The 26,445-nt window shown below is 60.2% G+C and carries 28 protein-coding genes and 1 pseudogene; 20 read left to right on the forward strand and 9 right to left on the reverse strand.

All coding sequences use genetic code 11. From position 1 onward, the window contains the following. Nucleotides 1-227 precede the first annotated feature (227 nt). The 3 genes from V7S54_RS26855 to V7S54_RS26865 are packed head-to-tail and all read left to right on the forward strand — an operon-like array spanning nucleotide 228 to nucleotide 3,079. Nucleotides 228-779, forward strand: a complete 552-nt coding sequence (locus V7S54_RS26855) for a MaoC family dehydratase (RefSeq protein WP_065373162.1) — start codon at nucleotides 228-230, stop codon at nucleotides 777-779. Between the two features lie 6 nt (nucleotides 780-785). Continuing rightward, complete coding sequence (locus V7S54_RS26860) at nucleotides 786-1,946, forward strand: CaiB/BaiF CoA transferase family protein (protein ID WP_336409139.1); 1,161 nt, start codon at nucleotides 786-788, stop codon at nucleotides 1,944-1,946. Beyond that, nucleotides 1,943-3,079, forward strand: a complete 1,137-nt coding sequence (locus tag V7S54_RS26865; protein WP_336409138.1) for an ABC transporter substrate-binding protein — start codon at nucleotides 1,943-1,945, stop codon at nucleotides 3,077-3,079. The genes V7S54_RS26860 and V7S54_RS26865 overlap by 4 nt, the downstream gene beginning before the upstream one ends. Here V7S54_RS26865 and V7S54_RS33315 read toward each other — a convergent pair. Next, a complete protein-coding gene (locus V7S54_RS33315; RefSeq protein ID WP_442892613.1) occupies nucleotides 3,042-3,251 on the reverse strand; it encodes an ATP-binding cassette domain-containing protein in 210 nt (69 codons plus the stop codon). The two genes, V7S54_RS26865 and V7S54_RS33315, sit on opposite strands and share 38 nt — an antisense overlap. Here V7S54_RS33315 and V7S54_RS33320 point away from each other — a divergent pair. The 3 genes from V7S54_RS33320 (at nucleotide 3,159) to V7S54_RS26880 (ending at nucleotide 4,265) form a co-directional block, all read left to right on the forward strand. Beyond that, nucleotides 3,159-3,365 carry a hypothetical protein gene (locus V7S54_RS33320; RefSeq protein ID WP_442892615.1) on the forward strand — a complete coding sequence of 69 codons (207 nt, stop codon included), beginning with the start codon at nucleotides 3,159-3,161 and terminating at the stop codon, nucleotides 3,363-3,365. The two genes, V7S54_RS33315 and V7S54_RS33320, sit on opposite strands and share 93 nt — an antisense overlap. 109 nt (nucleotides 3,366-3,474) lie before the next feature. Next, complete coding sequence (locus V7S54_RS26875; protein WP_336409137.1) at nucleotides 3,475-3,771, forward strand: type II toxin-antitoxin system TacA family antitoxin; 297 nt, start codon at nucleotides 3,475-3,477, stop codon at nucleotides 3,769-3,771. After that, nucleotides 3,768-4,265: a GNAT family N-acetyltransferase gene (locus V7S54_RS26880; protein ID WP_336409136.1), complete on the forward strand. Its 498-nt coding sequence runs from the start codon at nucleotides 3,768-3,770 to the stop codon at nucleotides 4,263-4,265. The genes V7S54_RS26875 and V7S54_RS26880 overlap by 4 nt, the downstream gene beginning before the upstream one ends. Nucleotides 4,266-4,852: 587 nt before the next feature. Here V7S54_RS26880 and V7S54_RS26885 read toward each other — a convergent pair. Both V7S54_RS26885 and V7S54_RS26890 read right to left on the reverse strand, forming a co-directional pair. Continuing rightward, on the reverse strand, nucleotides 4,853-5,689 hold the full coding sequence (locus V7S54_RS26885) for an amidohydrolase family protein (protein WP_336409135.1): 837 nt from the start codon (nucleotides 5,687-5,689) through the stop codon (nucleotides 4,853-4,855). 76 nt (nucleotides 5,690-5,765) lie between these two features. Further along, nucleotides 5,766-6,554, reverse strand: a complete 789-nt coding sequence (locus tag V7S54_RS26890; RefSeq protein ID WP_057249366.1) for an IclR family transcriptional regulator — start codon at nucleotides 6,552-6,554, stop codon at nucleotides 5,766-5,768. Nucleotides 6,555-6,721: 167 nt separating this feature from the next. Here V7S54_RS26890 and V7S54_RS26895 point away from each other — a divergent pair, with 167 nt between their 5' ends. From V7S54_RS26895 to V7S54_RS26950, 12 genes are all read left to right on the forward strand, one after another. Then, on the forward strand, nucleotides 6,722-8,041 hold the full coding sequence (locus V7S54_RS26895; protein WP_336409134.1) for an ABC transporter substrate-binding protein: 1,320 nt from the start codon (nucleotides 6,722-6,724) through the stop codon (nucleotides 8,039-8,041). Between the two features lie 78 nt (nucleotides 8,042-8,119). Next, nucleotides 8,120-9,016 carry a carbohydrate ABC transporter permease gene (locus V7S54_RS26900; protein ID WP_336409133.1) on the forward strand — a complete coding sequence of 299 codons (897 nt, stop codon included), beginning with the start codon at nucleotides 8,120-8,122 and terminating at the stop codon, nucleotides 9,014-9,016. Beyond that, nucleotides 9,016-9,882: a carbohydrate ABC transporter permease gene (locus tag V7S54_RS26905; RefSeq protein ID WP_336409132.1), complete on the forward strand. Its 867-nt coding sequence runs from the start codon at nucleotides 9,016-9,018 to the stop codon at nucleotides 9,880-9,882. The genes V7S54_RS26900 and V7S54_RS26905 overlap by 1 nt, the downstream gene beginning before the upstream one ends. A gap of 6 nt (nucleotides 9,883-9,888) precedes the next feature. Further along, entirely contained in the window at nucleotides 9,889-10,986 is a 1,098-nt protein-coding gene (locus V7S54_RS26910) for an ABC transporter ATP-binding protein (RefSeq protein ID WP_336409131.1), read from the forward strand. A 1-nt stretch (nucleotide 10,987) separates the two neighbouring features. After that, entirely contained in the window at nucleotides 10,988-12,100 is a 1,113-nt protein-coding gene (locus V7S54_RS26915; RefSeq protein WP_336409130.1) for a mandelate racemase/muconate lactonizing enzyme family protein, read from the forward strand. A 10-nt stretch (nucleotides 12,101-12,110) separates the two neighbouring features. Then, nucleotides 12,111-12,461 carry an L-rhamnose mutarotase gene (locus tag V7S54_RS26920; RefSeq protein ID WP_058321361.1) on the forward strand — a complete coding sequence of 117 codons (351 nt, stop codon included), beginning with the start codon at nucleotides 12,111-12,113 and terminating at the stop codon, nucleotides 12,459-12,461. Beyond that, nucleotides 12,454-13,533 (forward strand): Gfo/Idh/MocA family protein, encoded by a 1,080-nt coding sequence (locus tag V7S54_RS26925; RefSeq protein ID WP_336409129.1) that lies wholly within the window; start codon nucleotides 12,454-12,456, stop codon nucleotides 13,531-13,533. The genes V7S54_RS26920 and V7S54_RS26925 overlap by 8 nt, the downstream gene beginning before the upstream one ends. A 1-nt stretch (nucleotide 13,534) precedes the next feature. Beyond that, complete coding sequence (locus V7S54_RS26930) at nucleotides 13,535-13,981, forward strand: MaoC/PaaZ C-terminal domain-containing protein (RefSeq protein ID WP_336409128.1); 447 nt, start codon at nucleotides 13,535-13,537, stop codon at nucleotides 13,979-13,981. A gap of 10 nt (nucleotides 13,982-13,991) precedes the next feature. Further along, the gene (locus V7S54_RS26935) at nucleotides 13,992-14,726 is read left to right on the forward strand and encodes an SDR family oxidoreductase (RefSeq protein ID WP_336409127.1); all 735 of its coding nucleotides are present in this window, start codon (nucleotides 13,992-13,994) and stop codon (nucleotides 14,724-14,726) included. A gap of 25 nt (nucleotides 14,727-14,751) precedes the next feature. Further along, nucleotides 14,752-15,597 carry a fumarylacetoacetate hydrolase family protein gene (locus V7S54_RS26940; protein ID WP_336409126.1) on the forward strand — a complete coding sequence of 282 codons (846 nt, stop codon included), beginning with the start codon at nucleotides 14,752-14,754 and terminating at the stop codon, nucleotides 15,595-15,597. A 21-nt stretch (nucleotides 15,598-15,618) separates the two neighbouring features. Then, nucleotides 15,619-16,896 (forward strand): L-fuconate dehydratase, encoded by a 1,278-nt coding sequence (locus tag V7S54_RS26945; RefSeq protein ID WP_336409125.1) that lies wholly within the window; start codon nucleotides 15,619-15,621, stop codon nucleotides 16,894-16,896. A gap of 691 nt (nucleotides 16,897-17,587) precedes the next feature. Further along, nucleotides 17,588-18,772, forward strand: coding sequence for a serine hydrolase domain-containing protein (locus V7S54_RS26950; RefSeq protein ID WP_336409124.1), 1,185 nt, complete (start codon nucleotides 17,588-17,590; stop codon nucleotides 18,770-18,772). Between the two features lie 244 nt (nucleotides 18,773-19,016). Here V7S54_RS26950 and V7S54_RS26955 read toward each other — a convergent pair whose 3' ends face one another. From V7S54_RS26955 to V7S54_RS26980, 6 genes and pseudogenes are all read right to left on the reverse strand, one after another. Then, nucleotides 19,017-20,933, reverse strand: coding sequence for a GtrA family protein (locus V7S54_RS26955; protein ID WP_336409240.1), 1,917 nt, complete (start codon nucleotides 20,931-20,933; stop codon nucleotides 19,017-19,019). Further along, complete coding sequence (locus V7S54_RS26960) at nucleotides 20,893-21,594, reverse strand: class I SAM-dependent methyltransferase (protein WP_065373017.1); 702 nt, start codon at nucleotides 21,592-21,594, stop codon at nucleotides 20,893-20,895. The genes V7S54_RS26955 and V7S54_RS26960 overlap by 41 nt, the downstream gene beginning before the upstream one ends. Then, nucleotides 21,587-22,615 (reverse strand): glycosyltransferase family 2 protein, encoded by a 1,029-nt coding sequence (locus V7S54_RS26965; RefSeq protein ID WP_065373016.1) that lies wholly within the window; start codon nucleotides 22,613-22,615, stop codon nucleotides 21,587-21,589. The genes V7S54_RS26960 and V7S54_RS26965 overlap by 8 nt, the downstream gene beginning before the upstream one ends. A 338-nt stretch (nucleotides 22,616-22,953) precedes the next feature. Next, entirely contained in the window at nucleotides 22,954-23,328 is a 375-nt protein-coding gene (locus V7S54_RS26970; RefSeq protein ID WP_336409123.1) for a VOC family protein, read from the reverse strand. Nucleotides 23,329-23,541: 213 nt separating this feature from the next. Next, nucleotides 23,542-24,078: pseudogene (locus V7S54_RS26975) on the reverse strand (ISAzo13 family transposase); the annotation flags it as partial. A 170-nt stretch (nucleotides 24,079-24,248) separates the two neighbouring features. Next, complete coding sequence (locus V7S54_RS26980) at nucleotides 24,249-24,773, reverse strand: prepilin peptidase (RefSeq protein WP_336409122.1); 525 nt, start codon at nucleotides 24,771-24,773, stop codon at nucleotides 24,249-24,251. A 329-nt stretch (nucleotides 24,774-25,102) separates the two neighbouring features. On the opposite strand from V7S54_RS26980, the gene V7S54_RS26985 reads away from it, so the two are divergent. Both V7S54_RS26985 and cpaB read left to right on the forward strand, forming a co-directional pair. Further along, nucleotides 25,103-25,300, forward strand: a complete 198-nt coding sequence (locus tag V7S54_RS26985; RefSeq protein ID WP_336409121.1) for a Flp family type IVb pilin — start codon at nucleotides 25,103-25,105, stop codon at nucleotides 25,298-25,300. A 104-nt stretch (nucleotides 25,301-25,404) separates the two neighbouring features. After that, entirely contained in the window at nucleotides 25,405-26,400 is a 996-nt protein-coding gene (gene cpaB, locus V7S54_RS26990) for a Flp pilus assembly protein CpaB (protein WP_065373013.1), read from the forward strand. Nucleotides 26,401-26,445 lie beyond the last annotated feature (45 nt).

The following is a 26,445-nucleotide window of genomic DNA, read 5'->3' on the forward strand; positions in this document are numbered from 1 at the left end:
ATCCGTTCCCGGCATCGTTTTTGGGAATCGCTCGCTCGGCAAACCCGTTGGAAAATTTCACCCGTGACTCCGCTATCCCGTAGAAGATTCGAGTCCCTTGCAATGCTGATCCATATGTGAGTAAGGTATTCATATAAGAAGATATCGGTTGCTGCGGTCGTGTGCCCTTGGCATTCGGCAGCGGCAACCAAGAACTGATCTAGCTTTTTCTGCGCAAGGGTCTGCTTATGCATGAATTCACGCCCACCGTCGGTGTTTCCTCGACGCATCCCACGGACATGCCGCAAGACCATGCCGACCTGCCGGTGTGGAATGCGGAAAACTGGTTCTATGAGGATTGGCCCGTAGGCCAGCGCATCCGGTCTTTGCGCCGGACGATCGCTGAGGGGGACAGCCATCTGTTCAACACGCTGGTGGTCGACATCCATCCTTATGTTCAGGACCAGATGTTCGCCGAGCGCGACGGCATGTTCGGCCGGCGTCTCGTTGCCGGCGCCTTCGTGTTCTCCGCCGGTCTCGGGCTCGTCGCCACCAACTGCGTCAACGCGTTTTCCTACGGCTACGACAAGCTGCGCTTCATCAAGCCGGTCTTCATCGGCGACACGATCTACACGATCCGGACCAACATGGACAAAACCCCGCGCTACAAGGAGCTCGGGCTCATCCGGGCCAGCTACCAGGTCTTCAAGGGCGAGGGGGAGTTGGTGCTCTATTGCGAGCACTTGCAGACGGTGAAGTACAAGAACCCCGCCGACTTTGTCGGCAAGACCGAGAAATAAGTCGCGATGACGGAAGCAAACGAACTGCCGCTTGCCGGCCTTGTCGTCGTCGACATGAGCCAGTTTCTCTCAGGGCCTTACTGCTCGCTGCGCCTCATGGATCTCGGCGCACGCGTGATCAAGATCGAACGCCCCGACGGCGGCGACCTGTCGCGCCGGCTCTATCTGAGCGACACCGAGATCGGTGGCGACTCGACGATCTTCCATGCCATCAACCGTGCCAAGGAGAGCCTGGCGATCGACCTCAAGAACGAGGCAGATCTCGCGGCCTTGAAGACGCTGCTCACCAAGGCCGATGTCCTGATCCAGAACTTCCGCCCCGGCGTCATCCAACGCCTCGGGCTCGACTACGAGGCGGTCAAGGCGATCAATCCGAAGATCGTCTATGCCTCGATCAGCGGCTATGGCGAGGAGGGGCCCTGGGTGAAGCGGCCGGGGCAGGATCTGCTCGCGCAATCGCGCTCGGGCGTCATGTGGCTGAACGGCGACGAAGGGCAGGGCCCCGTTCCCTTCGGCCTGGCGATTGGCGACATGCTCGCCGGCGCCGCTGCCGCTCAAGGCGTTCTCGCAGCGCTCGTCCGTCGCGGCATCAGTGGCAAGGGCAGCCTCATCGAAACCAGCCTGCTCGAGGCACTCGTCGACTTCCAGTTCGAAGTGCTGACGACGCACTTGAATGACGGCCGCCGGCTGCCGGCACGTTCAGGCTTCCGCAGTGCCCACGCCTATCTGTCGGCGCCCTACGGGGTCTATCCGGCCAAGGACGGCTATCTCTCCATCGCCATGACGCCGATCCCGAAGCTCGCGGATCTCCTGGAAATGCCCGAACTCGACGCCTATCGCGACGATCCGGCGTCCTGGTTCTCCGAGCGCGACAAGATCAAGGCGCTGATCGCCAAGCGGATCGCCGAAAACACCATCGACCATTGGCTTGGCCTGCTTGAACCCGCAGACATTTGGTGCGCGCGGGTCCTCAACTGGAACGAACTGCTCGAAAGCGAAGGTTTCCGGGTGCTCGACATGTTGCAGACGGTCGTGCGCGAGGACGATGTCTCGATCCTCACCACGCGTTCGCCGCTCAGGGTCAACGGCAAGCGCGCCCAGGTGGATCGCGCCGCGCCACGCATCGGCGAGCATAGCGAAGCGATCCGAGACGAGTTCGGCCTGTGAGCATCACGTTGAAGGGCATGACCTGGAGCCACCCGCGCGGCTACGATCCGATGATCGCCTGTTCGCGGCTGTGGCGGGAACGCACCGGCGTCACGGTCGAATGGGACAAGCGGTCGCTGCAGGATTTCGAGACCTACCCGGTCGAGGAACTGGCGCGAGCTTATGACCTCATCGTCATCGACCATCCGCATGTCGGCCAGATCACCAAGGAGAAGTGTCTGGCGCCGCTCGATGTCGAAGGACGAGAGGCCGAACGGAAGGCACTGGCCGATGCTAGCGTCGGTCGCTCCTATCCAAGTTACACCTGGCAGGGCCGGCAATGGGCCTTCCCGATCGACGCGGCGACGCAGGTGCAGGCCTGGCGGCCAGATCGGGCGGAGCGTGTTGAGACCTGGCCTGAGATGCTGGTTCTGGCGAGTCAGGGAAAGGTTGCGTTGCCGATGCGCCCGCCGCATTCCCTGATGAGCTTCTATACGCTCTCGGCCAATCTCGGGAACCCGTGCCGCAGCGATGGGGCAGGGAAGTTGATCGAGATCGATGCCGGCATCGAAGCGTTCGAGCGCCTGCGTGAGTTGACGGACCTGATCGACCCCGCCTGCTTCTCGATGGATCCGATTGCCGTGCTCGAAGCGATGAGCGAGCCGCATGCGAAGGCCGTCTGCGCGCCGCTGATTTATGGCTATGTCAGCTACGCGATGTCAGGCTTCCGGCCGTCTCTCGTCAGGTTCGGCGATATCCCAGTGGCCGGAAACATTGGCCCCGCCGGCTCCGCCCTGGGCGGAACCGGGATCGCGGTCTCGGCCTTCTCCCACTCGATCGATGCCGCGATGGATTTCGCCTATTTCGTCGCGAGCGGCGAGGTCCAGCGCGGCCCCTATGCTTCAGGTGGCGGACAGCCCGGCCACGCGGCCGCCTGGGACGACGACGACGTCAATGCCACAACCTCGGACTTTTATCGCGCCACGCGCAAGACGCTGGAAACCGCCTGGGTTCGCCCAAGGCACGATGGCTACATGGCCTTTCAGCAGGCAGCTTCGGATCGGATCAATGACGGCCTCATGCGCAAGGACGCGGCGCAAAAGGTCGTCGACGATCTCAATCGCCTATTTGGTGCGAGCTTTGCTCCCACTTGAGCAGCCGGCGACTGCTGCGCAGCTTAGCGGCAGGTTCTTCGATCCGGGGAAATGAAGGGCAGGAGGTAGGGGTTTCCAGATGCAGGATCGAGCGGGTGAGCGTCGTCTTTCCCGAGCCGCTTTCGCCGACAAGGCCGAAGCTTTCGCCCTTGGCACTTGCTTCGGCGCCCACGGCTTCGACCGCATCGACGGCGCCGACAGCTATCACGGCCCATGGGCAGGGACCCTTAGTTGGCTGCCGCAAATCGCGAAGCTACGGTTCTACTCCCATCAAGGCGTGCAATGAACCTCATGCTGCTGAAATAACCCACGACCAAAATGTAACGACATCATCTTTACGGGCCTTGTAAAGATGATGTCGTTACGCTATCTTATGGGTGCAGACAGGAGTTTCCATGGCCACCTCGAACACGAGTAAAAGTCCGGACGCAAGCGTGCCGCTAAATATGCGAATCAAGCCTGCGACACGCAACTTGATCGACCGAGCCGCCGAGTTGCTTGGTAAGACGCGCACGGATTTCATGCTTGAGGCTTCCGAGCGCCGCGCCGAGGAAGTGCTGCTAGACCGTTCCGTATTCACGGTCAGCCCCGAAGTCTATGCCGAGTACCTTGCCCGGCTCGATGCGCCCGCGCAAACAAATGAGCGTCTGAAACGCACCATGTCGACCAAAGCGCCGTGGGATGAGGCGTGACTCTTAACGCACCGACACCACTGGCCGATCAGCACGAACTGGCAGACTTTAATTCCGGTGTGCCTGAACTAGACGACTGGCTGCGTCGCCGCGCCCGTACCAATCAGATTGGCGGCGCATCGCGAACATTCGTCGTGTGCGAAGGAAATCGCGTCATCGCCTATTATGCACTCGCCTCCGGCGCAGTGAAGCAACCGGAAGCACATGGTCGGTTTCGGCGCAACATGCCTGATCCAATTCCGGTTGCCGTGCTTGGCCGCCTCGCCATCGATGGGGCCCATCAGGGACGCGGTATCGGCAGAGCGTTAGTGCGCGACGCAGGTTTGCGCCTGCTCAATGCCGCAGAAATCCTGGGTATCCGCGGCGTGCTGGTGCATGCAATTTCCGAGGACGCGAGGGCCTTCTATGAGGCGGTCGGCTTCCTGCCCTCGCCATCGGACCCAATGATGCTTATGGTCGGGTTACATGATCTCAAAAGCGCGCTCAACTTCTAACCGCAACTTGTGAACTATCAGCACCCATTGGCCAGGCATGTTCGCGTCCTGCTCCATCCATCGCATAATGTATCGTCGGGAACGCGCTTAGTCGGTCTACTCTTCCGATCGTCGAAGCATTATTATTCTTGGGCTTGAGATAGCTGATCCATTCCGTGCCGAGTAAACCTCAATGCGAGCTTTCGAAACCCCACCGCGTCCACTCCGCGCTGTCCGCTTTAAAGACGGGCCGAACGGCTGATACTTTCCCAACTTTGCAGCAAGGTTGGCTTGCTTAAGTCCTGAAGGCTCTCGCTTCCCGCTTCAAGACGTGGATTTCCATTTCATCGCCTCGAGCGGTTAGGCGGCAAACCATTTGGGTCGGCTTAGAATGACGTGCATCCGCATGTTGCGGATGCCAATGTCGGTGACCACCATATCGTTGATCAGGGGTCGACTTCCTGCACGTCCGAGCACATGACGAGCGCGATGAAATCCGGATCTCCGCCGGCGCGCATACAGTCGACGGCCTAGGAAAACCCAACGAACGCGCGTTGGAACTGGACGGCGATCGTCTCGGGCCGGATACTATCCATGTGAACCATGCGCTAGGCGAGCTTCCAGATCCGGCGCGCATTGCCGGCGAGCAGCTTGTGCTTTTCGTCAGCGCTGCAGCCTTGGAGAAGAGCGTGGGTGGCGCCGACCCAGGTCGAAAGATTGCCGCCGAGCGTGCAGACCGGCCAGTCGCTTCCCCAGACCACCCGGTCCCAATCGAAGACGCCGATCGTATGTTCGACATAGGGGCGCAGCGTCTCGACCTGCCAGGCCTCGTCGGCGTAGGCGACGAGACCGGAGATTTTTGCCGTGACGTTCGGCCGTCGCGCGATCTCGCTGATGTGCTCGCGCCAGGGATGCTCGGCGCCGCCGCGAATATCGGGAACGCCGCAATGGTCGAGGATGAACTGAACATCGGGCGCAAGATCGGCAAGGGCGATGGCCTTCGGGATCTGGTGCGGCAGGACGCAGAGATCGAAGGTAAAGCGGCGGCCGTCGAGCCTGCGGATGTTGTCGCGGAACGTCGGCCCCTCGGACAGCTCGTGCGGCATGACGTGCAGCACCCGGCGGAAACCTCTGACGAAATCGTTTGCCTCCTGGCGTTCGAGATAGGCGGCAAAGCCATCGTCTTCGGGTCGGCAGGCGGCGATGGCACCCTTGAGCAGGCTTTCCGGCTGGCGCGCCAGCCGTTCGATCTCCGCCGTTTCCTTCTCGATCTCCGAAGGCTCGACATCGACCTCCATGTGCAGGCAGGCCTCGATGCCGAGCCGACGGGCCTCGCGCGCGTAGGTCGCGTAGAGAAAGTCGTGGTCGAGCGCCGGCACGCCCGAGAGCCAGGGATAGGTGAGCCTCGACCTGTCGATGAGGTGAAGATGGGTGTCGATGATCAAGGCGCTTCTCCTCCGAATGTCATCTCACATAAGAATGGACTGTTCAAATAAGAAGTAAGGCCGTCGCCGGCTGCAGTCAATCGGCTACCGGCGCCACGTCCGAGCCAGCAAGCGTCGACAGTTGCTCCGCGGTCTTCAGCAAAAGGGCGATGGTTTCGGTAATATCCGGCGCCGAGGGCGCGTTGACCAGCGCGATATAGGGCACGGTGAGTGCCGCGATGCCTCGGCCATCGGGGCCTAGGATCGGTGCCGAAAGGTTATAAACGCCGGCGGTCTGCGCGCTCGCCATCATCTCGTAGCCGCGTTCGCGGATCTGGTCGAGCCGCGCGTAGAACTCCGGTCCGCGCGGGACTTCGTCTTTGCTCTTGGCGTGTTCTGCGATCATCATTTCGCGCTCTTCGGCTGAGCGGAAGGCGAGAAGGATGTGGCCGGAGCCGGTGTCGAACAGGCTGATGTGCGATCCGACCCGGATCGAGATGCCCCAATAATCAGGCGCTTCCTGCTGGGCAATGACCACGGCCGAGCCGCGATCGAAGACGGCGAGGTGGTTGGCCTGCTTGGAGCGCTGCGCCAGGTCGCGCATCAACGGTGTTGCGTAGGAAGCGAGCCTGCGAACCGGCGCATGCAGTTGCGAAAGCCCGAACAGCTTTAATGTCAGGGAATAGCGATCGCCGTCGATGCGGGTGACGTAGCCGCGCCGCACGAGCCGGTCGAGCATCCGGTAGAACTCGTTGGGGCTGCGGTTCAGGCGCTTGGAAATCTCCGCCTGCGTCAGGCCGCCGTCGACGCTGGCGAGCAGCTCGAGAATGTCGAGCCCCTTATCGAGGGCGGGCGCGCGATAGCGGTCAGACTCTTCGGTGTCCATGAGATCCCTCCTTGGTGAATATTCATATCCATATACGCAGAGAAAGGCGCCGACAAAGGAAAGTTCGCCCTTGACGCTGGATAAATTTGTTGTTTGTATATGAATTAGTTTCTCACAAATGAGAACGTCGCGCCAAGATGAGGGGCGTGAACCAGGGAGGAGTGGAGATGAGAAGGCTGCTATCCGGCGTGTCCGCCGGAGCGATCATGCTTGCCGCGGGGCTGGGGACGGCCATGGCCGCTGACCTGCCCGGCAAGTTTGAAGGCGTCACGATCGACGCCAAGCTGATCGGCGGACAGCAATACGAAAAGCTCTACGAGCGTATCGGTGAGTGGGAGAAGGCTACCGGCGCCAAGGTCAACATCCTGTCGAAGAAGAACCACTTCGAGCTCGACAAGGAGATCAAGTCGGATATCGCGACCGGAGGCGTCAGCTGGTGCGTCGGTTCCAACCATTCGTCTTTCGCTCCGCAATATCCTGACATCTACACCGACCTGCTAGCGCTTCTGCCGCCGGACGAGATCGCCAAGTTCGTGCCGGCACTGATCGATGCCTCGACACTCGACGGCAAGCTGGTGATGCTGCCGCGCGCTCAGTTCGACGTATCGGCACTCTACTACCAGAAGAGCCTCTATCAGGACGAAGCGAAGAAGACCGCCTTCAAGGCAAAGTATGGCTACGACCTCGCGCCGCCGGACACCTGGGCCCAGGTTAGCGACCAGGCCGAGTTTTTCGCAGCGCCACCGAATTTCTACGGCACGCAGTTTGCCGGCAAGGAGGAGGCGATCAACGGCCGCTTCTATGAAATGCTGGTCGCCGAAGGTGGGGAATATCTCGACAAGGATGGTCGCCCGGCCTTCAATTCCGAAGCCGGCGTGCGCGCGCTCGACTGGTTCGTCAAGCTCTACAAGGACAAGGCGGTACCGCCTGGCACGACCAACTATCTCTGGGACGACCTTGGTCAGGGCTTCGCCTCGGGCTCGATCGCTCTCAACCTCGACTGGCCTGGCTGGGCGAGCTTCTTCAACGATCCGAAGTCGTCCAAGGTCGCCGGCAATGTCGGCGTGAAGGTGCAGCCGGCCGGTTCTTCCGGCAAGCGCACCGGCTGGTCGGGCCATCACGGCTTCTCGGTCACGGAGGATTGCGCCAACAAGGAGGCCGCCGCCTCGCTCGTCTGGTGGCTGACCAACGAGGACAGTCAGAAGCTGGAATCGGCTGCCGGCCCGTTGCCGACCCGGACTGCCGTCTGGGAATACAACATCAAGCAAGCCGAGGGAGACGCCTACAAGACCGAAGTGCTGCAGGCTTTCCAGGAAGCCGCAAAGCATGCCTTCCCGGTTCCGAAGACGGCCGAGTGGATCGAAATCTCCAACGCCGTCTATCCGGAACTGCAGGCCGCCATTCTCGGCGACAAGACGTCGAAGGAAGCGCTCGATGCCGCGGCCGAGAAAGCGACCGGCATCCTGGAAGACGCGGGCAAGCTCTGATCACAACCAAGGAGGCGGCGCCGGCGCTTCGGCGCCGGCGCCGCCTCAGCCATTTCATGCCATCCTCAGGACTGCCCGATGAAGCTCAAGAAATTGTCAGCACCGGCCCTACTTCTGCTTCCGGCTTTTGTCGTGCTCGCGGTGGTGATCGTTTTGCCGCTGCTCTTTTCCTTCTATTCGAGCTTCACACCCTTTCGCCTGACCAAGCCGGAGACGCTGTGGATCTTCGTCGGTTTGCGCAACTACGCGACCGTTCTCGGCAACGCCGAGTTCTGGGTCGCCTTCGGCCGCACCGTGCTGTTGCTGACGGTGGCGCTGAACGCCGAGATGCTGCTCGGTCTCGGCCTGGCGCTGCTCGTCAACAAGGCGACCCATGGCCAGCGCCTGCTGCGCACGATGATGATGTTCCCGATGATGTTTTCGCCGGTGCTGGTTGGCTTCCAGTTCAAGTTCCTGTTCAACGACAATATCGGCTTCGTCAACAATGCGCTGCAGTCGCTGGGGCTCACCGACCAGGCGATCCCGTGGCTGATCGACGGCAATCTCGCGCTGCTTTCGATCATCATCGCCGAAGTCTGGTCCTCGACTGCCGTGTTCGCCATCCTGATCCTCGCCGGCCTGCTCGCCATGCCGAAAGATCCGGTCGAGGCGGCCCATGTCGACGGCTGCACGCCGTGGCAGACCTTCCGCTATGTCACCTGGCCCTATCTCATGCCGTTTGCCTTCATTGCGATGACGATCCGCTCGCTGGACGTGGCGCGGGCTTATGACATCGTCAAGATCATGACCGACGGCGGCCCTGCCAAACGCACCGAACTGCTTTGGACGCTCGTTGGCCGCACGGCCTATGCCGATGCCCGCATGGGGCTCGCCAACGCCATGGCCTATGTCGCGATCCTCTTGTCGATCGTCTTCACCGTCTATTTCTTCCGCAAGCTCGCCGCAGCACGCCAGCAGATCGGAGCCGAGTGGTAATGGATATCAACGCTTCGCACCGCCTGCGCCGCCGCCTTTTGAAGGTCGCACATCTGATCGGCCTGTTTCTCGCAATGGCCGTGATCTGCCTGCCCGGTCTCTGGATCGTGCTGTCGTCGCTGCGCCCGACGGTCGAAATCATGGCGAAGCCACCGGTCTGGATTCCGGAGAGCATTTCGCTCGATGCCTATCGCGCCATGTTTGCGGGCGCAGGCCAGGGTGGCGTTCCCGTCTGGGACTATTTCCGCAACTCGCTGATCATCTCGGTTACCTCGACGGTGATCGCGCTCGCGATCGGCATGGCCGGCGGCTACGCCTTTGCGCGCTATCGCTTCAAGGCGAAGTCGGCGATCTTTCTCGGCTTCATGCTGACGCGGGCCGTGCCCGGGATTGCCCTGTCGCTGCCGCTCTTCATGCTCTACGCCCGCACCGGCATCATCGACACCCACTTCTCGCTGATCCTCACCTATGTCGCGCTCAACGTGCCCTTCACCATCTGGCTGATCGACGGCTTCTTCCGCCAGGTGCCGAAGGATCTCGCGGAAGCTGCCCAGATCGACGGCTGCACACCCTGGCAGGCGTTCTGGCAGGTGGAGTTTCCGCTCGCCGGTCCAGGCATCGCGTCGGCCGGCATCTTCGCGTTCCTCACCTCCTGGAACGAATATGCGCTCGCCTCGCAGATCACCCGCTCGGTCAATTCCAAGACGTTGCCGGTCGGCCTTCTCGACTACACCGCCGAGTTCACCATCGACTGGCGCGGCATGTGCGCGCTCGCCGTCGTGATGATCATCCCGGCGTTGACCCTCACCTTCATCATTCAGAAGCACCTCGTTTCGGGTCTCACCTTCGGCGCGGTGAAAGGATAATCGTTCATGGCTCCTGTCACCCTCAGGAAACTGGTCAAGCGCTACGGCGCGCTCGAGGTCGTCCACGGCATCGACCTCGAGGTGAAGGACCGCGAGTTCATCGCGCTCGTCGGTCCGTCCGGCTGCGGCAAGTCGACGACGCTGCGCATGATCGCCGGCCTCGAGGACGTCAGCGACGGCGCGATCGAGATCGGCGGCCGCAAGGTCAACGACCTGCCGCCGCGGGCGCGCAACATCTCCATGGTCTTCCAGTCCTATGCGCTTTATCCGCACATGACCGTTGCCGAGAACATGGGCTTTTCGCTGAAGATCGCCGGGCGCTCGGCCGATGACATCAAGGGGCGGGTCGCGGAAGCGGCCGCCATTCTCGATCTCGGCCATCTGCTTGAACGTCGTCCGTCGCAGCTTTCCGGCGGCCAGCGCCAGCGCGTCGCCATGGGCCGGGCGATCGTGCGCCAGCCCGATGTCTTTCTGTTCGATGAGCCGCTGTCCAACCTCGACGCGAAGCTCCGCACACAGGTGCGCACCGAGATCAAGAAGCTGCACGCACGCATGCAGGCGACGATGATCTACGTCACCCACGACCAGGTCGAGGCGATGACGCTGTCGGATCGTATTGTCATCATGCGCGACGGATACATCGAGCAGGTCGGAACGCCCGAAGAGGTGTTCCAGCGGCCCGCCACCAAGTTCGTCGCCGGCTTCATCGGCTCGCCGCCGATGAACATGGACGAGGCGATCGTCGACAACGGCGCGCTGGTCTTTGCCAGTGGCGCCCGGCTGCCAATCCCGCCGCGTTTCGCAAAATCACTGCGCCCGGGCCAGAAGGTCACCTTCGGCCTCAGGCCCGACGATATCTATCCGAGCGGCCACGGCCTGCATGCCGGCGATCCGGCGGCCGTACACGAGGTCGAACTGCCGGTGTCGATCACCGAACCACTCGGCAACGAGACACTTGTCTTCATCCAATTCAACGGCCGCGACTGGGTTTCGCGCATGCTCAATCCGCGCCCGCTTGGCTCGGGCGAGAAGGTGCGCATGAGCTTCGACCTCTCCCGCGCCCATCTCTTCGACATCGATACCGGCAAGGCTCTGGAAGGCTGACATGGCAAGAATCGAGAAAATAGAACTGCGCATGGTCGACCTGCCGCCGAAGGTGAAGCGGACCGATGCGATCCAGAGCTTTGTCAGCCAGGAAACGCCCATCGTCACCATCACCGATTCCGATGGGGCGACAGGCACGGGCTACAGTTACACGATCGGCACGGGCGGATCGTCGGTGATGCGGCTTCTTTCCGATCACCTGGCGCCCATTTTGATTGGTGAGGATGCCGATTGCATCGAGGCGATCTGGCACAAGATGGAATTTGCGACCCATGCCACGACCATCGGTGTCATCACCGCGCTGGCGCTCGCAGCCGTCGACACCGCCCTTTGGGACCTGCGCGCCAAAAAGCAGAAGCTGCCGCTCTGGAAGCTTGCCGGCGGCGCCAAGGAAAGCTGCCCCCTCTACACCACTGAGGGCGGCTGGCTGCACATCGAAAAGGAAGCACTGGTCGAGGACGCGCTTGCCGCCAAGGCCAAGGGCTTTTCAGGTTCGAAGGTGAAGATCGGCAAGCCGCACGGCTCGGAGGATTACGATCGGCTCGCCGCCATGCGCAAGGCGCTCGGCGACGGCTTCGAGATCATGACCGATTGCAACCAGGGCTTCACCGTCGACGAAGCGATCCGCCGCGCGTCGCGGCTGAAGGAGCTCGATCTTGCCTGGATCGAGGAGCCGTTGCCGGCCGACGATCTCGACGGTCATATCCGGCTGACGCGCTCGACGCCGACGCCGATTGCCGTCGGCGAATCCATGTATTCGATCCGCCATTTCCGCGAATATATGCAGAAGGGTGCCTGCTCGATCGTGCAGGTCGATGTCGCCCGCATCGGCGGCATCACGCCCTGGCTCAAGGTCGCGCATGCGGCGGAAGCCTTCGACATTCCGGTCTGCCCGCATTTCCTGATGGAGCTGCATGTGAGCCTCGTCTGCGCCGTGCCGAACGGCAAATATGTCGAATATATTCCGCAGCTCGATGATCTGACGACCAAGGGCATGGAGATCCGCAACGGCCGCGCCATCGCGCCTTCTGAGCCGGGCATCGGCATCGCCTGGGATTGGGACGCCGTGCGCGCCCGCTCGATCAGTGAATTCACCCGTGAGTTCCGCGGGTAGGGAGGTCATCATGCAGCGAATGGGAATGGTGATCGGCCTCGAAGCGTCGAAAATCGCGGAGTACAAGGCGTTGCACGCCGCCGTGTGGCCGGAGATCCTAGCGCTGATTTCCGAGTGCAACGTCACCAACTACTCGATCTTCCTCAAGGAGCCGGAAAACCTGCTGTTCGGCTATTGGGAATATGTCGGCTCGGACTTTGAGGCAGATATGGCCAAGATGGCGGCGCATCCGAAGAACCAGGAATGGTGGTCAGTCTGCATGCCCTGCCAGAAGCCGCTTGAGACGAGACAGGAAGGCGAGTGGTGGGCGATGATGGAAGAGGTGTTTCATCACGACGGGAAGGCATCCGGTCATGACTGAAAGCTTCGATCCGGGCGCGCTCAGACAATGGTGGCCGAAGCCGAGCAAGCCGCGACCGATTGTGATCTTCGGTGCCGGCAGCATCGTCGGCGACGCGCATCTGCCGGCCTACCGCAAAGCCGGCTTCCCCGTTGCCGGGATTTACGATCCGGATCACGCCAAGGCGGCCGCTCTGGCGGAGAGATGGCATATCCACGCCTTCGAAAGTGAGGCGGACGCGCTTTCGGTGCAAGAAGCGATCTTCGACCTCGCAACGCCGCCCGCCGCCCATGCCGCCATCCTTGGCCGATTGCCGATCGGCGCGGCAGCGCTGATCCAGAAGCCGATGGGGTCGGACCTCGATGCCGCAACCGCCATTCTCGAGATCTGCCGCACGCGCAAGCTGAAGGCTGCCGTCAACTTCCAGCTTCGCTTCGCGCCGATGATGCTGGCGCTGAAGGATGCCATCGCCAAGGGGCATCTCGGCGAGGTGGTGGATTTCGACGCCTGGCTGGCGCTTTCGACCCCCTGGGGCCTTTGGCCGTTCCTCAAAGGTCTGCCGCGCATCGAGATTGCCATGCATTCGATCCACTACCTGGACCTCGTCCGCGGCCTGCTTGCCAATCCCCGGGGCGTGCATGCGAAGTCGATCGGCCATCCGAACCACGATGTCGCGCAGACTCGCACGGCAGCGATCCTCGACTACGGCGACCGCGTGCGCTGCGTGCTCTCGGTCAACCACGACCATGATTTCGGCCGCAAGTTCCAGGCCTGCGAGTTCCGTATCTCCGGTACAGCAGGCGCGGCCTACGTGAAGCTCGGCGTCAATCTCGACTACCCCAAGGGCGAACCGGACGAACTCTGGATCAAGCCGGCTGGTGACAGCGACTGGGTTGCCGTGCCGCTTGAGGGTGCCTGGTTCCCCGACGCCTTCGTCAACCGCATGGCGAACCTGCAGCGCTTCGCGGCGGGAGAGGACAATGAATTGATCGGCTCGGTGGAAGACGCGTGGCAGACGATGGCGCTCGTCGAGGCCGCCTATCAATCGAGTGCCGCGCCGGCAACGGCGATCGCGCCGCTTCCAGGACAATGACATGTCTGAACAGATCATCCATTTTGAAGACTACGAGCTCGGAAACGAACGCCTGACGACGGGTCGCACGATCACCGAGACCGACTTTGTCGTTCATGCCGGCCACACCGGCGATTTCTTTCCGCACCACATGGATGCGGAATTCGCCAAGACCTTGCCGGGTGGTCAGCGTATCGCCCATGGCACCATGATCTTTTCGATCGGCGTGGGCCTGACAGCCTCGCTGATCAACCCGGTTGCCTTTTCCTACGGCTATGATCGTCTGCGCTTCGTGCGTCCGGTCCATATCGGCGATACGATCCGCACCCGCGTGACCGTCTCTGCCAAGGAAGACGATCCGAAGCGACCAAAGGCGGGACGCGTCGTGGAACGATGCGAAGTTATCAACCAGCGTGGCGAGGTCGTTCTCGCCGCCGACCATATCCTGGTCGTCGAACGCAAAGCATGAGGGATCGAGAATGACAGCGGATCTTAAAGGCAAGGTCGTCCTGATTACGGCCGCAGCTCAGGGCATCGGCCGCGCTTCGGCTTTGGCCTTCGTAAAGGCCGGCGCGAAAGTTCATGCGACCGATATCAATTTCGACGCGCTTGCAGCACTTGCCAAGGAAGCGGACGTCGAAACGCACCGGCTCGACGTGCTCAATACGCAAGCGGTGGAAGCGCTCATCGCGAACATCGGCGCCGTCGATATCCTCTTCAACTGCGCCGGCTTCGTTCATGCCGGCTCGATCCTGGAGATGAACGACGCCGATCTCGAATTCGCCCTCGACCTCAACGTCAAGGCGATGATCCGCACCATCCGTGCGGTCCTTCCGGGGATGCTTGCGCGCAAGGACGGCGCAATCATCAACATGGCCTCGGTCGCCTCCAGCATCAAGGGCGTGCCCAACCGCTTCGCCTATGGCGTCACCAAGGCGGCCGTTATCGGTCTCACAAAGGCCGTTGCAGCCGACTATGTGTCAGATGGCATTCGTTGCAACGCCATTTGCCCCGGCACGGTCGAGAGCCCGTCCTTGCAGGACCGCATGCGCGCCCAGGGTGATTATGAAACGGCGCGGGCCGCCTTCATCGCCCGCCAGCCGATGGGACGCCTCGGCAGGCCGGAAGAGATCGCCGACCTTGCGGTTCATCTCGCCGGTGCGACCTATACGACGGGCCAAGCCTATGCCATCGATGGCGGCTGGACCATCTGACAACACACAAGCAGGAAGCAGACACATGAAACTTCTTCGTTACGGCCTCCCAGGCCAGGAAAAGCCGGGTATCCTCGATGCGAACGGCACGCTGCGCGACCTTTCCGGTCATGTGGCTGACCTCTCTGGTGCGGCTCTCGATCCCGACAAGCTGGCGGAACTGGAGTCGCTCGATCTTGCCGGTCTGCCGGCTGTCGCGGGCAACCAACGTCTCGGCCCTTGCGTTGCTGGAACCGGCAAGTTCATCTGCATCGGCCTCAACTATTCCGATCACGCGGCTGAGACCGGCGCCAAGGTTCCGCCGGAGCCGATCATCTTCATGAAGGCGACTTCAGCCATCGTCGGTCCCGATGACGATCTGATCATCCCGCGCGGTTCGACCAAGACCGACTGGGAGGTGGAGCTCGGTGTCGTCATCGGCCGCAAGGCGAAATACGTGACTGAAGCGGAAGCCCTCGACTATGTCGCCGGCTACTGCGTCGTGCACGACGTCTCCGAGCGTGCCTTCCAGATCGAACGCCAGGGCCAGTGGACCAAGGGCAAGTCCTGCGACACCTTTGGTCCGACAGGCCCCTGGCTCGTAACCAAGGACGAAGTGCCGGATCCGCAGAATCTGCCGATGTGGCTGAAGGTCAATGGCGAGACCATGCAGAATGGCTCCTCCAAGACCATGGTCTACGGCGTCGCCCATCTCGTCTCCTACCTCTCGCAGTTCATGTCCCTGCAACCGGGCGACATCATCTCGACCGGCACGCCGCCCGGCGTCGGCATGGGCATGAAGCCGCCGCGCTATCTCAAGGCCGGCGATGTCGTCGAACTCGGCATCGAGGGCCTCGGCAGCCAGAAGCAGTCCGTACGCGCGGACGATTGATTACCACCGACTGGAGTGACCATGACCCGCATCACTGATCTGCGCGTCTTCGACCTGCGCTTTCCGACCTCACAGAGCCTTGACGGCTCCGATGCGATGAATCCGGACCCGGATTATTCCGCGGCCTATGTCATCCTCGACACGGACAAGCCCGGTGTTGCGGGCCATGGTCTCACCTTCACCATCGGCCGGGGCAACGACATCTGCTGTATGGCAATCAAGGCCATGCAGCACCTGATTATCGGCCAGGACACAGCGGAAATTCTCGCCAATCCCGGCCGCTTCTGGCGGCACCTGACGAGCGACAGCCAATTGCGCTGGATCGGCCCCGAAAAGGGGGCGATCCATCTCGCCACCGGCGCCGTGGTCAACGCCGTCTGGGACCTGCTTGCCAAGGAAGCGGGCAAACCCGTCTGGCGCCTCGTTTCCGACATGTCGCCGGAAGAGATCGCCGACATCGTCGACTATCGCTACATGACGGATGTGCTCACCCGCGACGAGGCGATCGGAATTCTCCGCAAGGCCGAGCCCGGCAAGGCCGAGCGCATCGCGACGCTCGAGAGGGAAGGCTACGCCTGCTACACGACGTCTGCCGGCTGGCTCGGCTATGACGATGACAAGCTCAGGCGGCTCGCCCAGGAGGCGATCGACGAAGGCTTCAATCACATCAAGATGAAGGTCGGCCGTGATCTTGCCGACGACATCCGGCGGCTGACGATCGCACGCGAGGTGATCGGGCCGGACCGCTATCTGATGATTGACGCCAACCAGGTCTGGGAGGTCGGCGAGGCGATCGATTGGGTGAAGCAGCTTGCCTTCGCCAAGCCCTTCTTCATCGAGGAGCCGACGAGCCCCGACGACGTCGCCGGTCACCGCAAGATCCGCGAGGCGATCGGGCCGGTGAAGGTCGCGACCGGCGAGATGTGCCAGAACCGCATCATGTTCAAGCAATTCATTGCCGAGGGCGCGATCGACATCGTCCAGATCGATTCCTGCCGCATGGGCGGGCTGAACGAGGTGCTGGCGGTGCTACTGGTCGCAGCCAAATACGGGCTGCCGGTCTGGCCGCATGCCGGTGGTGTCGGCCTTTGCGAATATGTGCAGCACCTGTCGATGATCGACTACGTCGCCGTCTCCGGCACCAAGGAGGGACGCGTGATCGAATATGTCGACCATCTGCACGAGCACTTCCTCGACCCCTGCGTCATCGAGAATGCCGCCTACATGCCGCCGAAGCGGCCCGGCTTCTCGATCGAAATGAAGCCCCAATCGATCGCGGACTACACATTCCGCGAGTGACAGGCGTGCCGGATTTGTTAAATCCGGCCGGCCTTATGTCTATCCGGAATTTGGAGCGACCGATCGTCTCTTTGGGCTTTACGTCGGAACTCTACAAGGAGCTTTCTGTAGCGCGCAAATTCGGATGGCGCGGCGCGCAAGTTCACTTGGCAGCAGATTTAAGAGGCCGTGCTTTCTTGCCATCGAGTTCGATGGATTTGAAGAACGTGTATTGTGGTGGCGCGCCATGCCGAGTGTGGAAATTGCGATAAATCAATGCCTTAGGTGGCTGCTGGACACAGTTCTGGTGTGCGGAACCATTAGGCTTTTCGGAAAAGTGTCCAGCCCCTTTGATTTCCGATTTGATTAAATATCAATCAGGCCCATATTGCAGGCAATGCCATTCACCACGGATGTACTGGCGATGGCGGCAGGAAGGTCGGGTTTACCCGGCCTTTTTTGTTGCCTGCTGTGCGACCCTAAGACCCTCGGTTGTAGAGGGTGGGGGGCACCATGAGGCCTTTATCAGCAACTGCATGCATTACCGCGACTTGCGTCTTTGCGCTGGCGACATCAGCCAAGGCCGACGACAACAAAGATTTCATGGGGCTCCGCCTCATGGGTTGCCGTTGCCATCAACCGCAACTGTGGCAGAGTGCGAGCAGATGGCCTGAGAGGGAGGGATCGAATGCATTCGAGATGGTTGCGCCGCATGGCAGTATTCGTGGCCGGCATTGGCATCGTGTTCGGGTATGGTTTTGTCTGGCCCAGCGTGACTGAGGCCATGTTCTGGGCCAAGCCGCATTCGATTACCGAAACCGTCACTTGGTTCATGGATCGCGAGGGAATACCCGGTGCCGTCGTCGCATTTGGCAAAGCAGGAGAGAAGCCGCGACTGCTTCGCTTTGGCGTTGCCGATCGTGAGACCGGCCGTCCAATGCTGGACAGCATGACGTTTCAAATAGCCAGCATCTCAAAGCTCATCACTGCAGAGGCCGTGCTGACGTTGATCGATGATGGCCAACTGAGGCTTAACGATACGCTCCAAAGCATCTTCCCAGTCGTCGCCAAGGCCGAAGATCACCGCTACAGCAACATCACGGTTCGCCACCTGCTGCAACATACTTCCGGCTTGGGGTGGAGCCAGCATGTCGATCTGGTCGCGGGCGACAAGGAAACGTTCGCGCCGGCTGAGGCCTGCTTGCCGGTTGTTCTTGAGCGTCTTAAGCGCCCCTTGGATAGCGCCCCCGGCGAGGAAGCGGAATACACGGATTTCGGCCCCTGCTGGCTTGGTCTGATCGTCTCCAAGATCAGCGGGATACCTTACGAACGGTTTGTCCAAAAGCGCGTCCTGAACCGCTTGGGCCTCAACAGAACGGCCCTCATTAGCGAAGCGCCGGCAGAGGTCCGTCATCACGTCGTCGGCATGGACGCGCCGAGGACACATTTCAACCCGTCCGCTGGCTGGACATCCACAGCCGAAGACCTCTACCGTTTCGCGTCACGCACCATCCGCGACATCGAGATTACGACTCCTGTACCAGGCGAGTTTCCTGAACAGTCTTTCGGTCTCGGATGGTGGACATGGCAGCGCGGGGCCGAGACCGATATCGCCCATACAGGCGCGCTGAACGGAACACGGGCAGTGGTCGCTCGCTCATCAGACGGCATCGTTATTGTCGCACTCTTCAACGGACGCGAAAGAAACCGCGATTTGAGACGTTTCGTTCGCATCCAGCATAGTCTCATCGACGCAGCTCGACGCGCCTATGAGCGCGCACAAAACAGAGGCAGGTCCGGCTGGAAACCTCGTAAGCTTTTAACAACAGCCGACTACGGTGCCGACGTACGGATTACCAGTGCGGCGATTGCTCGGTTCCCGGTGGAACTCGTCTGAACGTCCACCGTGCCTGCGGAAGTAACCGCAAGATGACCATCGATCATGCGATGCGAAGTGCCTGCGGTGACATTGTAACCGTCGGTAACGCCACTCATGCTCTGTGCCGAGGAGTTGATGTCAGCAGAAACCCCGACAGCCGCAACGCCGTACGCATTCGGCGTAGGCCGCAGCGATCGAGCGGTTTGCATGTTATGCTTGGTAAATGGATATCGACGAGGACAAGATCGACGACGAATAATATCTAGAAGATCGTTCTGCAATCCTTCGGCCGGGATGGTTGCCATCCCGCCTCCTTGACGTAGGAAGTGAACCCTTCGATCGTGTCGGCCTTTGTGTAGTTGGCGAAGACAGTACCAAACTCCGGATCTACGGAGAGGAAATTGATTGGATCGAGACCGGCCGCTTTGGAACGCTCCAGATTGTCCACGATGACTACGTCGGGAGGGTTGCAGGTTAGGTCGATGACTGTCTGTCTGCGCACCAAGTTGGCCATCTCCGCCAGCTTAGGCGATAGCTCGCCGCTCTTTTGGAGGTCTTGGCTGAATGCCGTCAGCATCCAGAGTGCGAAATGGCGCGAAGGCCACACATAACCCCCATCATCGACCATGGGCCAGATTCTGCTCGGGTTGGCGGTTACCATCATCACCACGCTTCCACGACGTACATGTTGCAGCAACTGGGCGACCACACCTTCATTGGGGTTCCTATATGGACCGAAAGCGGCGTATATCGCCAATGACATAGACATAGCAACAACGAGAGTAACCTTCCGCAGAATACTTAGCTCGAAACGTTGAAACTCCAACAGCGATATGAGGGCTATGACGAGCATTCCGCTTGTTGGAATGGCATGATACCGCCAGCCCTTCTGCTGTGCGAAATAGGACATTGCAAACCCTGCGGCGGCTAGCAGCGCGGCCAGAGTGCACGAGTTCCGGTGCCGCCAACGGACCGAAACCAAACCCAATGCAAGTGCCCACCATAAAACCAGTGGGTTCAACAACACTATAAGCCAGGAAGATTCGTAGCCGAAGTATGCGCTCGCTAACATCGGAACGATGGTACTTAGGTAGTCTGGCGTTAACGTCACCACAGCTATCCCGTAGAGGACTGCCGCGGCACCCATAGCGACAACCTCCGGCCTCAACGGCCGCCATTTTCTTCTGTTTTTGGCTAACAACCATAGCTCAAGAAGAATCGGAACGAGTGCAAAGTAGTGCTTCAGAGCCAACCCTGTCGCGGCGAAGCATCCTATAAGAAGAGCTTGAGCCCAATGGGGCTCACGACCATCCGTTCGGCGGGCAATCAGGGCTGCGTATGGGATTGCCGCAATCAGTGCTAGATGCTCGCGCTGTCCGAAATCCGGTAGTCCGATCAGTATTACCGCGAGAAACGCGGCAACTAATAGGATTGCCCGGCGGGCGGGCGCCAGGTCTCTCAATAAGCTGGCGAAAAGTGCGATGGATAGAGCCAGGTATGCGAAGACGGCGCTTACAATTGCCGTCTTCGCGCTTATCTTGAGCTTCAAGGCGACCAACTCGACGGGTAACGCCATCCAGAACCAAAGAGGGGGGTTCAGCTCCAGAATGTCTTTGTAGAGACTGGCGCCGCCAAGCATCTGACGGGCTATCCACATCTGCCAAACCACGTCGTGCGACACCGGAATCTTCCATAGCAACACGTACGCAACGATGACCGCGACGAGCACGGACAGCTCGGGCCAACTCTCCCCCCACGCCAGGCCGAAGGGCCGCCCTCGCCGGAAAACAAATCGGGCCGCTCCCATGTAGAACAGGATGGTATAGGCCGAGATACCGACAAGGTGCACCAGGGGGGCGTCGACGAAACCCATCTCTCGCGCGGCGAGTACGATCGCAAGATTCGCGCTGAAGCAGACCAAGAACACAGCAAGGTAGCGCGCAAAGGTGGCGTACGATGGAGGCGCCCGAAAGGTCCAGCGGCTGTTTAGGGAGAAGCTCATTATAAGCCCTCCGGCATAACCAAGGGCGTTCGCCAGGATGTCGCCGAGCCCGGCAAAGAGACCGGCTAGAATAATTGCGTAGCCCAGACCTGTGTTGGCCAGCCCAACGGCGATGAAGCGAAATGCCTGCAAGCGATCAGTTGTCGCGCTTGATTGCGTGGACGTAGTACTGAGCACCAAGAGGAACCCCCCGAAGCATAGGCTCCAGCGCTCTCAAAGCGCCCAGGAACCTCGGAAAGAAGATGCGGTAAGCAACGCAGCAGTCTGGCAGACCAGCATCGCGCAGGCGCGCCTTCATGTTGGCCGCTGATAGCAGGACAGCGTTTTCATCGAATGGGCAGTCGCGAACAGCCTTTCTCGTCAACGGATTGAGCGGATTGTGTTCGAACACAAAGAGACTGGCTCCTTGGCCCATGACGCGGCGGATCTCCTTGAACAAGGGTGCATGGAGCAAGCCTGGGATGTGGTGGAAAACACAAGCGGCGAAAACGAGATCGAACGCGCCATCCTCGAACGGAATCTCGCTGCCGTCGAAATGCTGGAAACGCGCCTTCCCAGGGTGGCGCGTCCGCGCCACGTCGAGCGACTTTGTTGAGGGATCCAGCAGAACGATCTCTGCTGCCGGAAACGCCTCCTTCATCGGGCCCAGCGAATTTCCCACCCCTGCACCGAAGTCCAAAATGCGCCGAGGCGTCGTTCCTGCCGCCCTCAGTGCTGCAGCTACGTCCTCAACCTTGTATCGGTGAAAGAACTCAGGTGCCTCGCCACTCAAGCGTATGCTGGCCGCATGCTGCTGGTAGTATTCGTCGGCGAATCGATCGAACTCCGCCTCATCCATGCGCGGGCTCCTTCTGCGTTTCCTCGATCGCCGCTCGAGACACGACTTCGTTGACGATGAACAGTGGTCGCCTTTTGGCTTCCATGTACATCCGACCGAGATATTCGCCGAAGATGCCTAGCATGAGCAACTGAATGCTGCCCAAAATGAGCGTGATCGAAGCAAGACTGGTCCACCCGGGCAGCACATGGCCGAGCGCCCATGCGAATATCGTGTAGGCCAGAGTGGCCATGCCAAGCAACCCGAAGGCGAGCCCTAAGTGAGACGCGAGCCTCAGCGGGGCGACAGAAAAGCTGGTCACTGCGTCGATTGCGAAGAGTACCATCTTCCTTAACGGGTAATGGGTAGCCCCGGCAAATCGGCTATGGCGCCGATAAGGAAACGCGCACTGCCGAAGCCCGATCCAGCTGACCATCCCGCGAATGAACCGGTAGCGTTCCGGCATGGCATTGAGATGATCGAGGGTGCGCCGGTTAATCAGGCGAAAATCGCCGGTATTCGCCGGGATGTCGACATTGGAAAGCTTGCCGAGGATGCGGTAGAACAGCGATGCACTCGCGAGCTTAAACCAGCTTTCTCCTTCCCGTTCCTCGCGCAACCCATAGATCACATCGTAGCCTTCATTCATTTTCGCCATCATCGGGCCCAATAGTTCCGGCGGGTCCTGGAGATCGGCGTCGAGAATGAAGATCCTTTGGCCGCGGCAAAACTCGAGCCCGGCGCTCAGTGCGATCTGGTGGCCGTAGTTTCGGGCCAGATCGATTCCTACGATATGTTGGTCGCGCCCGGCCAGCGTAAAAATCTTCTCTCGCGTGGCATCGGAGGAACCATCGTTGACCAGTACGATCTCGTAGGTCTCGCCGTACTGCTCGCATGCCGTCGATACACGGCGATAAAGCTCATCGATACCGGCATCTTCGTTGTAGCAGGGCACCACAACCGAAAGCGCTATATTCAGACCATCTGCGATATCGTGCCGTAATCTCACTAGATTATCGAGTTCTTCGCGCACCCCTACCATGCCACCCCCTGACGCAATAGGACCGAGATATCGTAAATTCGCACAACTTAAGAAGTAGTCAAGACACAGCGGATCAACCTCGATGATCGCGCCGCCGGTAGTCGATAACAGGCGGCAGTGAAACGCCACACCGCAAGAAACTTGCGGCCGCCGTCAAACCAGCAAGCGGTGGGTTGTATATGAATGCACACCTCTGATCATGCTCACCATGTTCCCGCAGCTCTCCCTGTGGCTTCCGAACCTCGTCTATGGAACCACAGCCGTTCAGTAGCGCGTGATCGGAAGGCCCTTAGCGTTGACGGAGGGCCTTACGGCTCGGAGACGTTCGAGCGGCTCGGTCAGGCCTCGGGTTCGTGGCAAACCGCTTCGATGTTGTGTCCGTCGGGGCAAAGCACGAAAGCTGCGTAATAGTTCGCGTGGTAGTGTGGGCGCAGACCCGGTGCCCCGTTGTCTTTGCCGCCTGCGTCCAGAGCAGCACGGTAGAACGCGTCGACTTGCTGGCGGCTCTCGGCCGCAAAAGCGATGTGAAGATGCGCCGGCCTTTCCTCCGTTTGGTGCAGGCACAAAGACGCCTTGCCCTTTGCGCTGAGCTCGACACCGTAGGACGGTTCGCCCTCCGCAATGATAGCTACTCCAAGCGGTTCGAGTGCCCTGAGGTAGAAGGTCTTGCTCGCTGCAAAGTCGGTGACGCCGAACTTGACGTGATCAAACATGCGTTCTCCAATGAAGTCTGTGAGCCTGCCGGACGGAGAGGTCGGCAATGCTGTTTGTGTCCGTGAAACGGTCCTTCGCGGTCGCCTAGACTTGAGCCTAGATGGCACGTTCCGTCGAGCGATGGCAAGGAACGACGGAGCGGCCTCCAGGGCCAAGCCGCTAGCGCCCCGTCAAACGGCCGGTCGATCATAGCCTAAGGAGCCGTTGATGAATTATCGCGTCGATAGCGGCTTGCTTGGGCTGATGGTGTAATTCCAGTCCCCGTGGAATTGGTGGCGCTGGATGTTGATGGCGTCCATCTCGGCATCGCTGTTGATGCCGGCGGGGTAGGCATTGGTGTCGATCTCGGACTTTACCTTGAGGCCGGCTTTGGTTGTGGTTGCGGCGATCAGCTGGACAATGGTCTGGTAGCTGACGAGCGGCTTACCGCGCCAGTTCTTGGTGATGAACGAGAAGAGGCGATGCTCGATCTTGTTCCATTTGCAGACGGTGATGGCCAGGCCGAGTTCGTCTGCCAGCGTTTGCAATTCACGCTTCCACAGCCGGACGCGGGCACCGTTGCTACCGCCGCAATCGGCGGTGATCAGCAGCCGTGTCGCGTTTGGATAGCGTTCGCATCCCATCGGTTGCCACCAGCGGCGGATGGAGTTGACCGCGAAGCTGGCCGTGTCGTGGTCGATGCCGACACTGACCCAGCCAGCGTTGCCGGGGATGTCATAGACCCCGTAGGGTGCCGCCCGGCCGAGCTCTGGCCCGCGAGAAAAACGAAGATGTGTTTGTCTTCGCGCAGGAGGCAGCCTCCCAACTGGTGCAATGCCTGCTGTTCCTGCGCGGCTTGCCGCCGCGGATGTCCACGTCACATACGCCCTGAGCCGGATCAGTGCGTGGGAACGCGTTCAACCGGCGTCGGTGCGCAAGCTCAACTAGCGTGGCGGGACCTGAGAACCATAGTGATGAGCGCGGCGAAGACCATGATGACGCCGTAGGGAATCTTGCGGCTTGCCCTGATCTCTTCGATCCGCATGATTACGGCATAGTGCGCGAGCGCCAGCGGCATACGCAGCTTCAGGGCGAGCATGGTAAGAACGCCGCCAAGGAGAAGGAAAAGTGCGAAGGCGAGCATGCCATGCCAGCCGACGAAAAGCCCAATCGGGAGGAATAGCTTGGCGTCGCCGGCGCCGAACACCCGAAAGGCCCACAGCGCTACCCCGAGCGTGAATAGCAATAGGCCCGCCGCGACTTCCCCGCCGATGCCGTCAAGCGACAAAAGCGTAGCACCAATGTCCGGCGTCGTCGCGAGCCGGGCGATCGCGCCGAGGACGTAGATGGCGACGAGCGCGAGGACCACCCCGTTCGGAATACGCCAGCACTGGAAGTCGCTCCAAGCAGCGTAGAGAAAAAGCATTACCGCACCCAATGGGATTATATTGATTGTTCCAGTCATGTTTTACCGGCTCTGTGCGAGAGGTGGCCTCCCCGTGATTGTTTAGCTTTCCCAAGGACTTCGCAAGAAGGCGCGAAAGGAAAGAACTCACGAAATATTAGAGGGTGCCACGTTTGTTTACGTTTCAACTTAAATACCCTTAAAATGTTAGGGATTACGATTTTAACCATACCCCAGAGATGTTTCACTTTATTTCGTATTAGAAGTTGACGATATAATAATTAAGGGATTATTAATGATGTCAGTCAGAGGGGCGGTCTCGATGACAGGCGGGGGCCGGGAAAATAAGCGGTCACGCAAAAAGTATACTGTGTAGGAGGTAATTCTCGATGAAAGCATTTTTGACAAAAGTCCGCGCTTTCTCGCGGGAAGAAGACGGTGTAGCGCTGACTGAATACCTTATTCTGCTCGCGCTGCTGGTCGGCGGAGTGATTACAGCAGTAACTGCAGCCGGCTCGAACCTTAGCGCGGCCTGGGGTGAATGGGGTACTTGGTGGACAACTGAGTTGGATCCTCCTCCGGCTTGAACTACTTAACATAATTATCAAGGAGGAGGGGGGTTTGTTAACTCCTCTCCCCCTAAATTAAATTTTCAGGTTAGTTGTACTTTTCAACTTTGCGAGCATTGGCGATGCGCTCCTCAACGATCATCAGCCTTGTAGTTGCCCTCTTCCTTGCTTTTGCGGCGGTCTATGCTACCCGCACCTATCTCGCTGGTGAGCGAGCCCGTCTTGCGGCGAGTGGTGGCATCAAACAAACGGAAAAGACGCTCGTCGTCGCGGCGAAGTCCATGCGCTTCGGCGACCGGGTCCGAGCGGAGAACTTGAAGACCATTCCCTGGCCGTCAGATGAAAGACCGGAAGGCTCCTTTGATGCGATCCAAGCGGTTCTTGGAGACAAGGAAGAGCCGCGTTATGCCATGGAGGCGATCGATCCAGGCGAGCCTGTGTTGGCTTCGAAGATCACGGGTGCCGGTGAGCGCGCCACGCTCTCAGCTGCCCTCGATCAAGGAATGAAGGCCGTTTCCATCCGCGTCAACGATGTGCTCGGCGTCGCCGGCTTCGTGCGTCCCTCGGACCGCGTCGACGTACTCCTGACCCGCGTTATCCGCAATTCGAAGAGCGGCAACGAGCAGACCTCTGTGGACGTCCTTTTGCAGGGGGTGAAGGTGCTCGCCGTCGACCAGACAGCCGACGAACGCAAGGACGAACCCTCGGTCGTGAAGACCGTCACTTTCGAAGTCACAACCGACGAGGCCCAACGCCTGACGCTTGGCGCCAATATCGGGACGCTCTCACTCGCACTTCGCAATATCGCTTCGGCCTCTGTCGAGCAAACGCGGCGGGTGACCGTCGCAGATTTGGGGGGTGGCCCCGTTGCCACCGAACTCGTACAAGGTTCTGACGACGGGCGATTCGAGTCGATCGAGCGCATGGTTCGCAAGGTCGGCGAGGACCTCGGAGGCCGGATTAATTTCGTCGAAAGCAAGATGAATGCACCTGTAGGTGAAAAACAGGTGCAAATTGTCGAGCGGGATGTCGCGCCGGTCTTGTCGACGGAGCCGAAGTGGGCGACGGTCGGAGTCTGGAGCGCGACCAAACGGGAAGAATACCGGGTGGGGGACTGATCCAGTAACAGGGGATTTAACCTGTTCCGTTTCGGAGCAGGGCCG

Origin of the sequence: Ensifer sp. CCNWLY38 (assembly GCF_037120565.1) — a bacterium.
GTDB classification, from domain to species: Bacteria; Pseudomonadota; Alphaproteobacteria; order Rhizobiales; family Rhizobiaceae; genus Ensifer; species Ensifer adhaerens_H.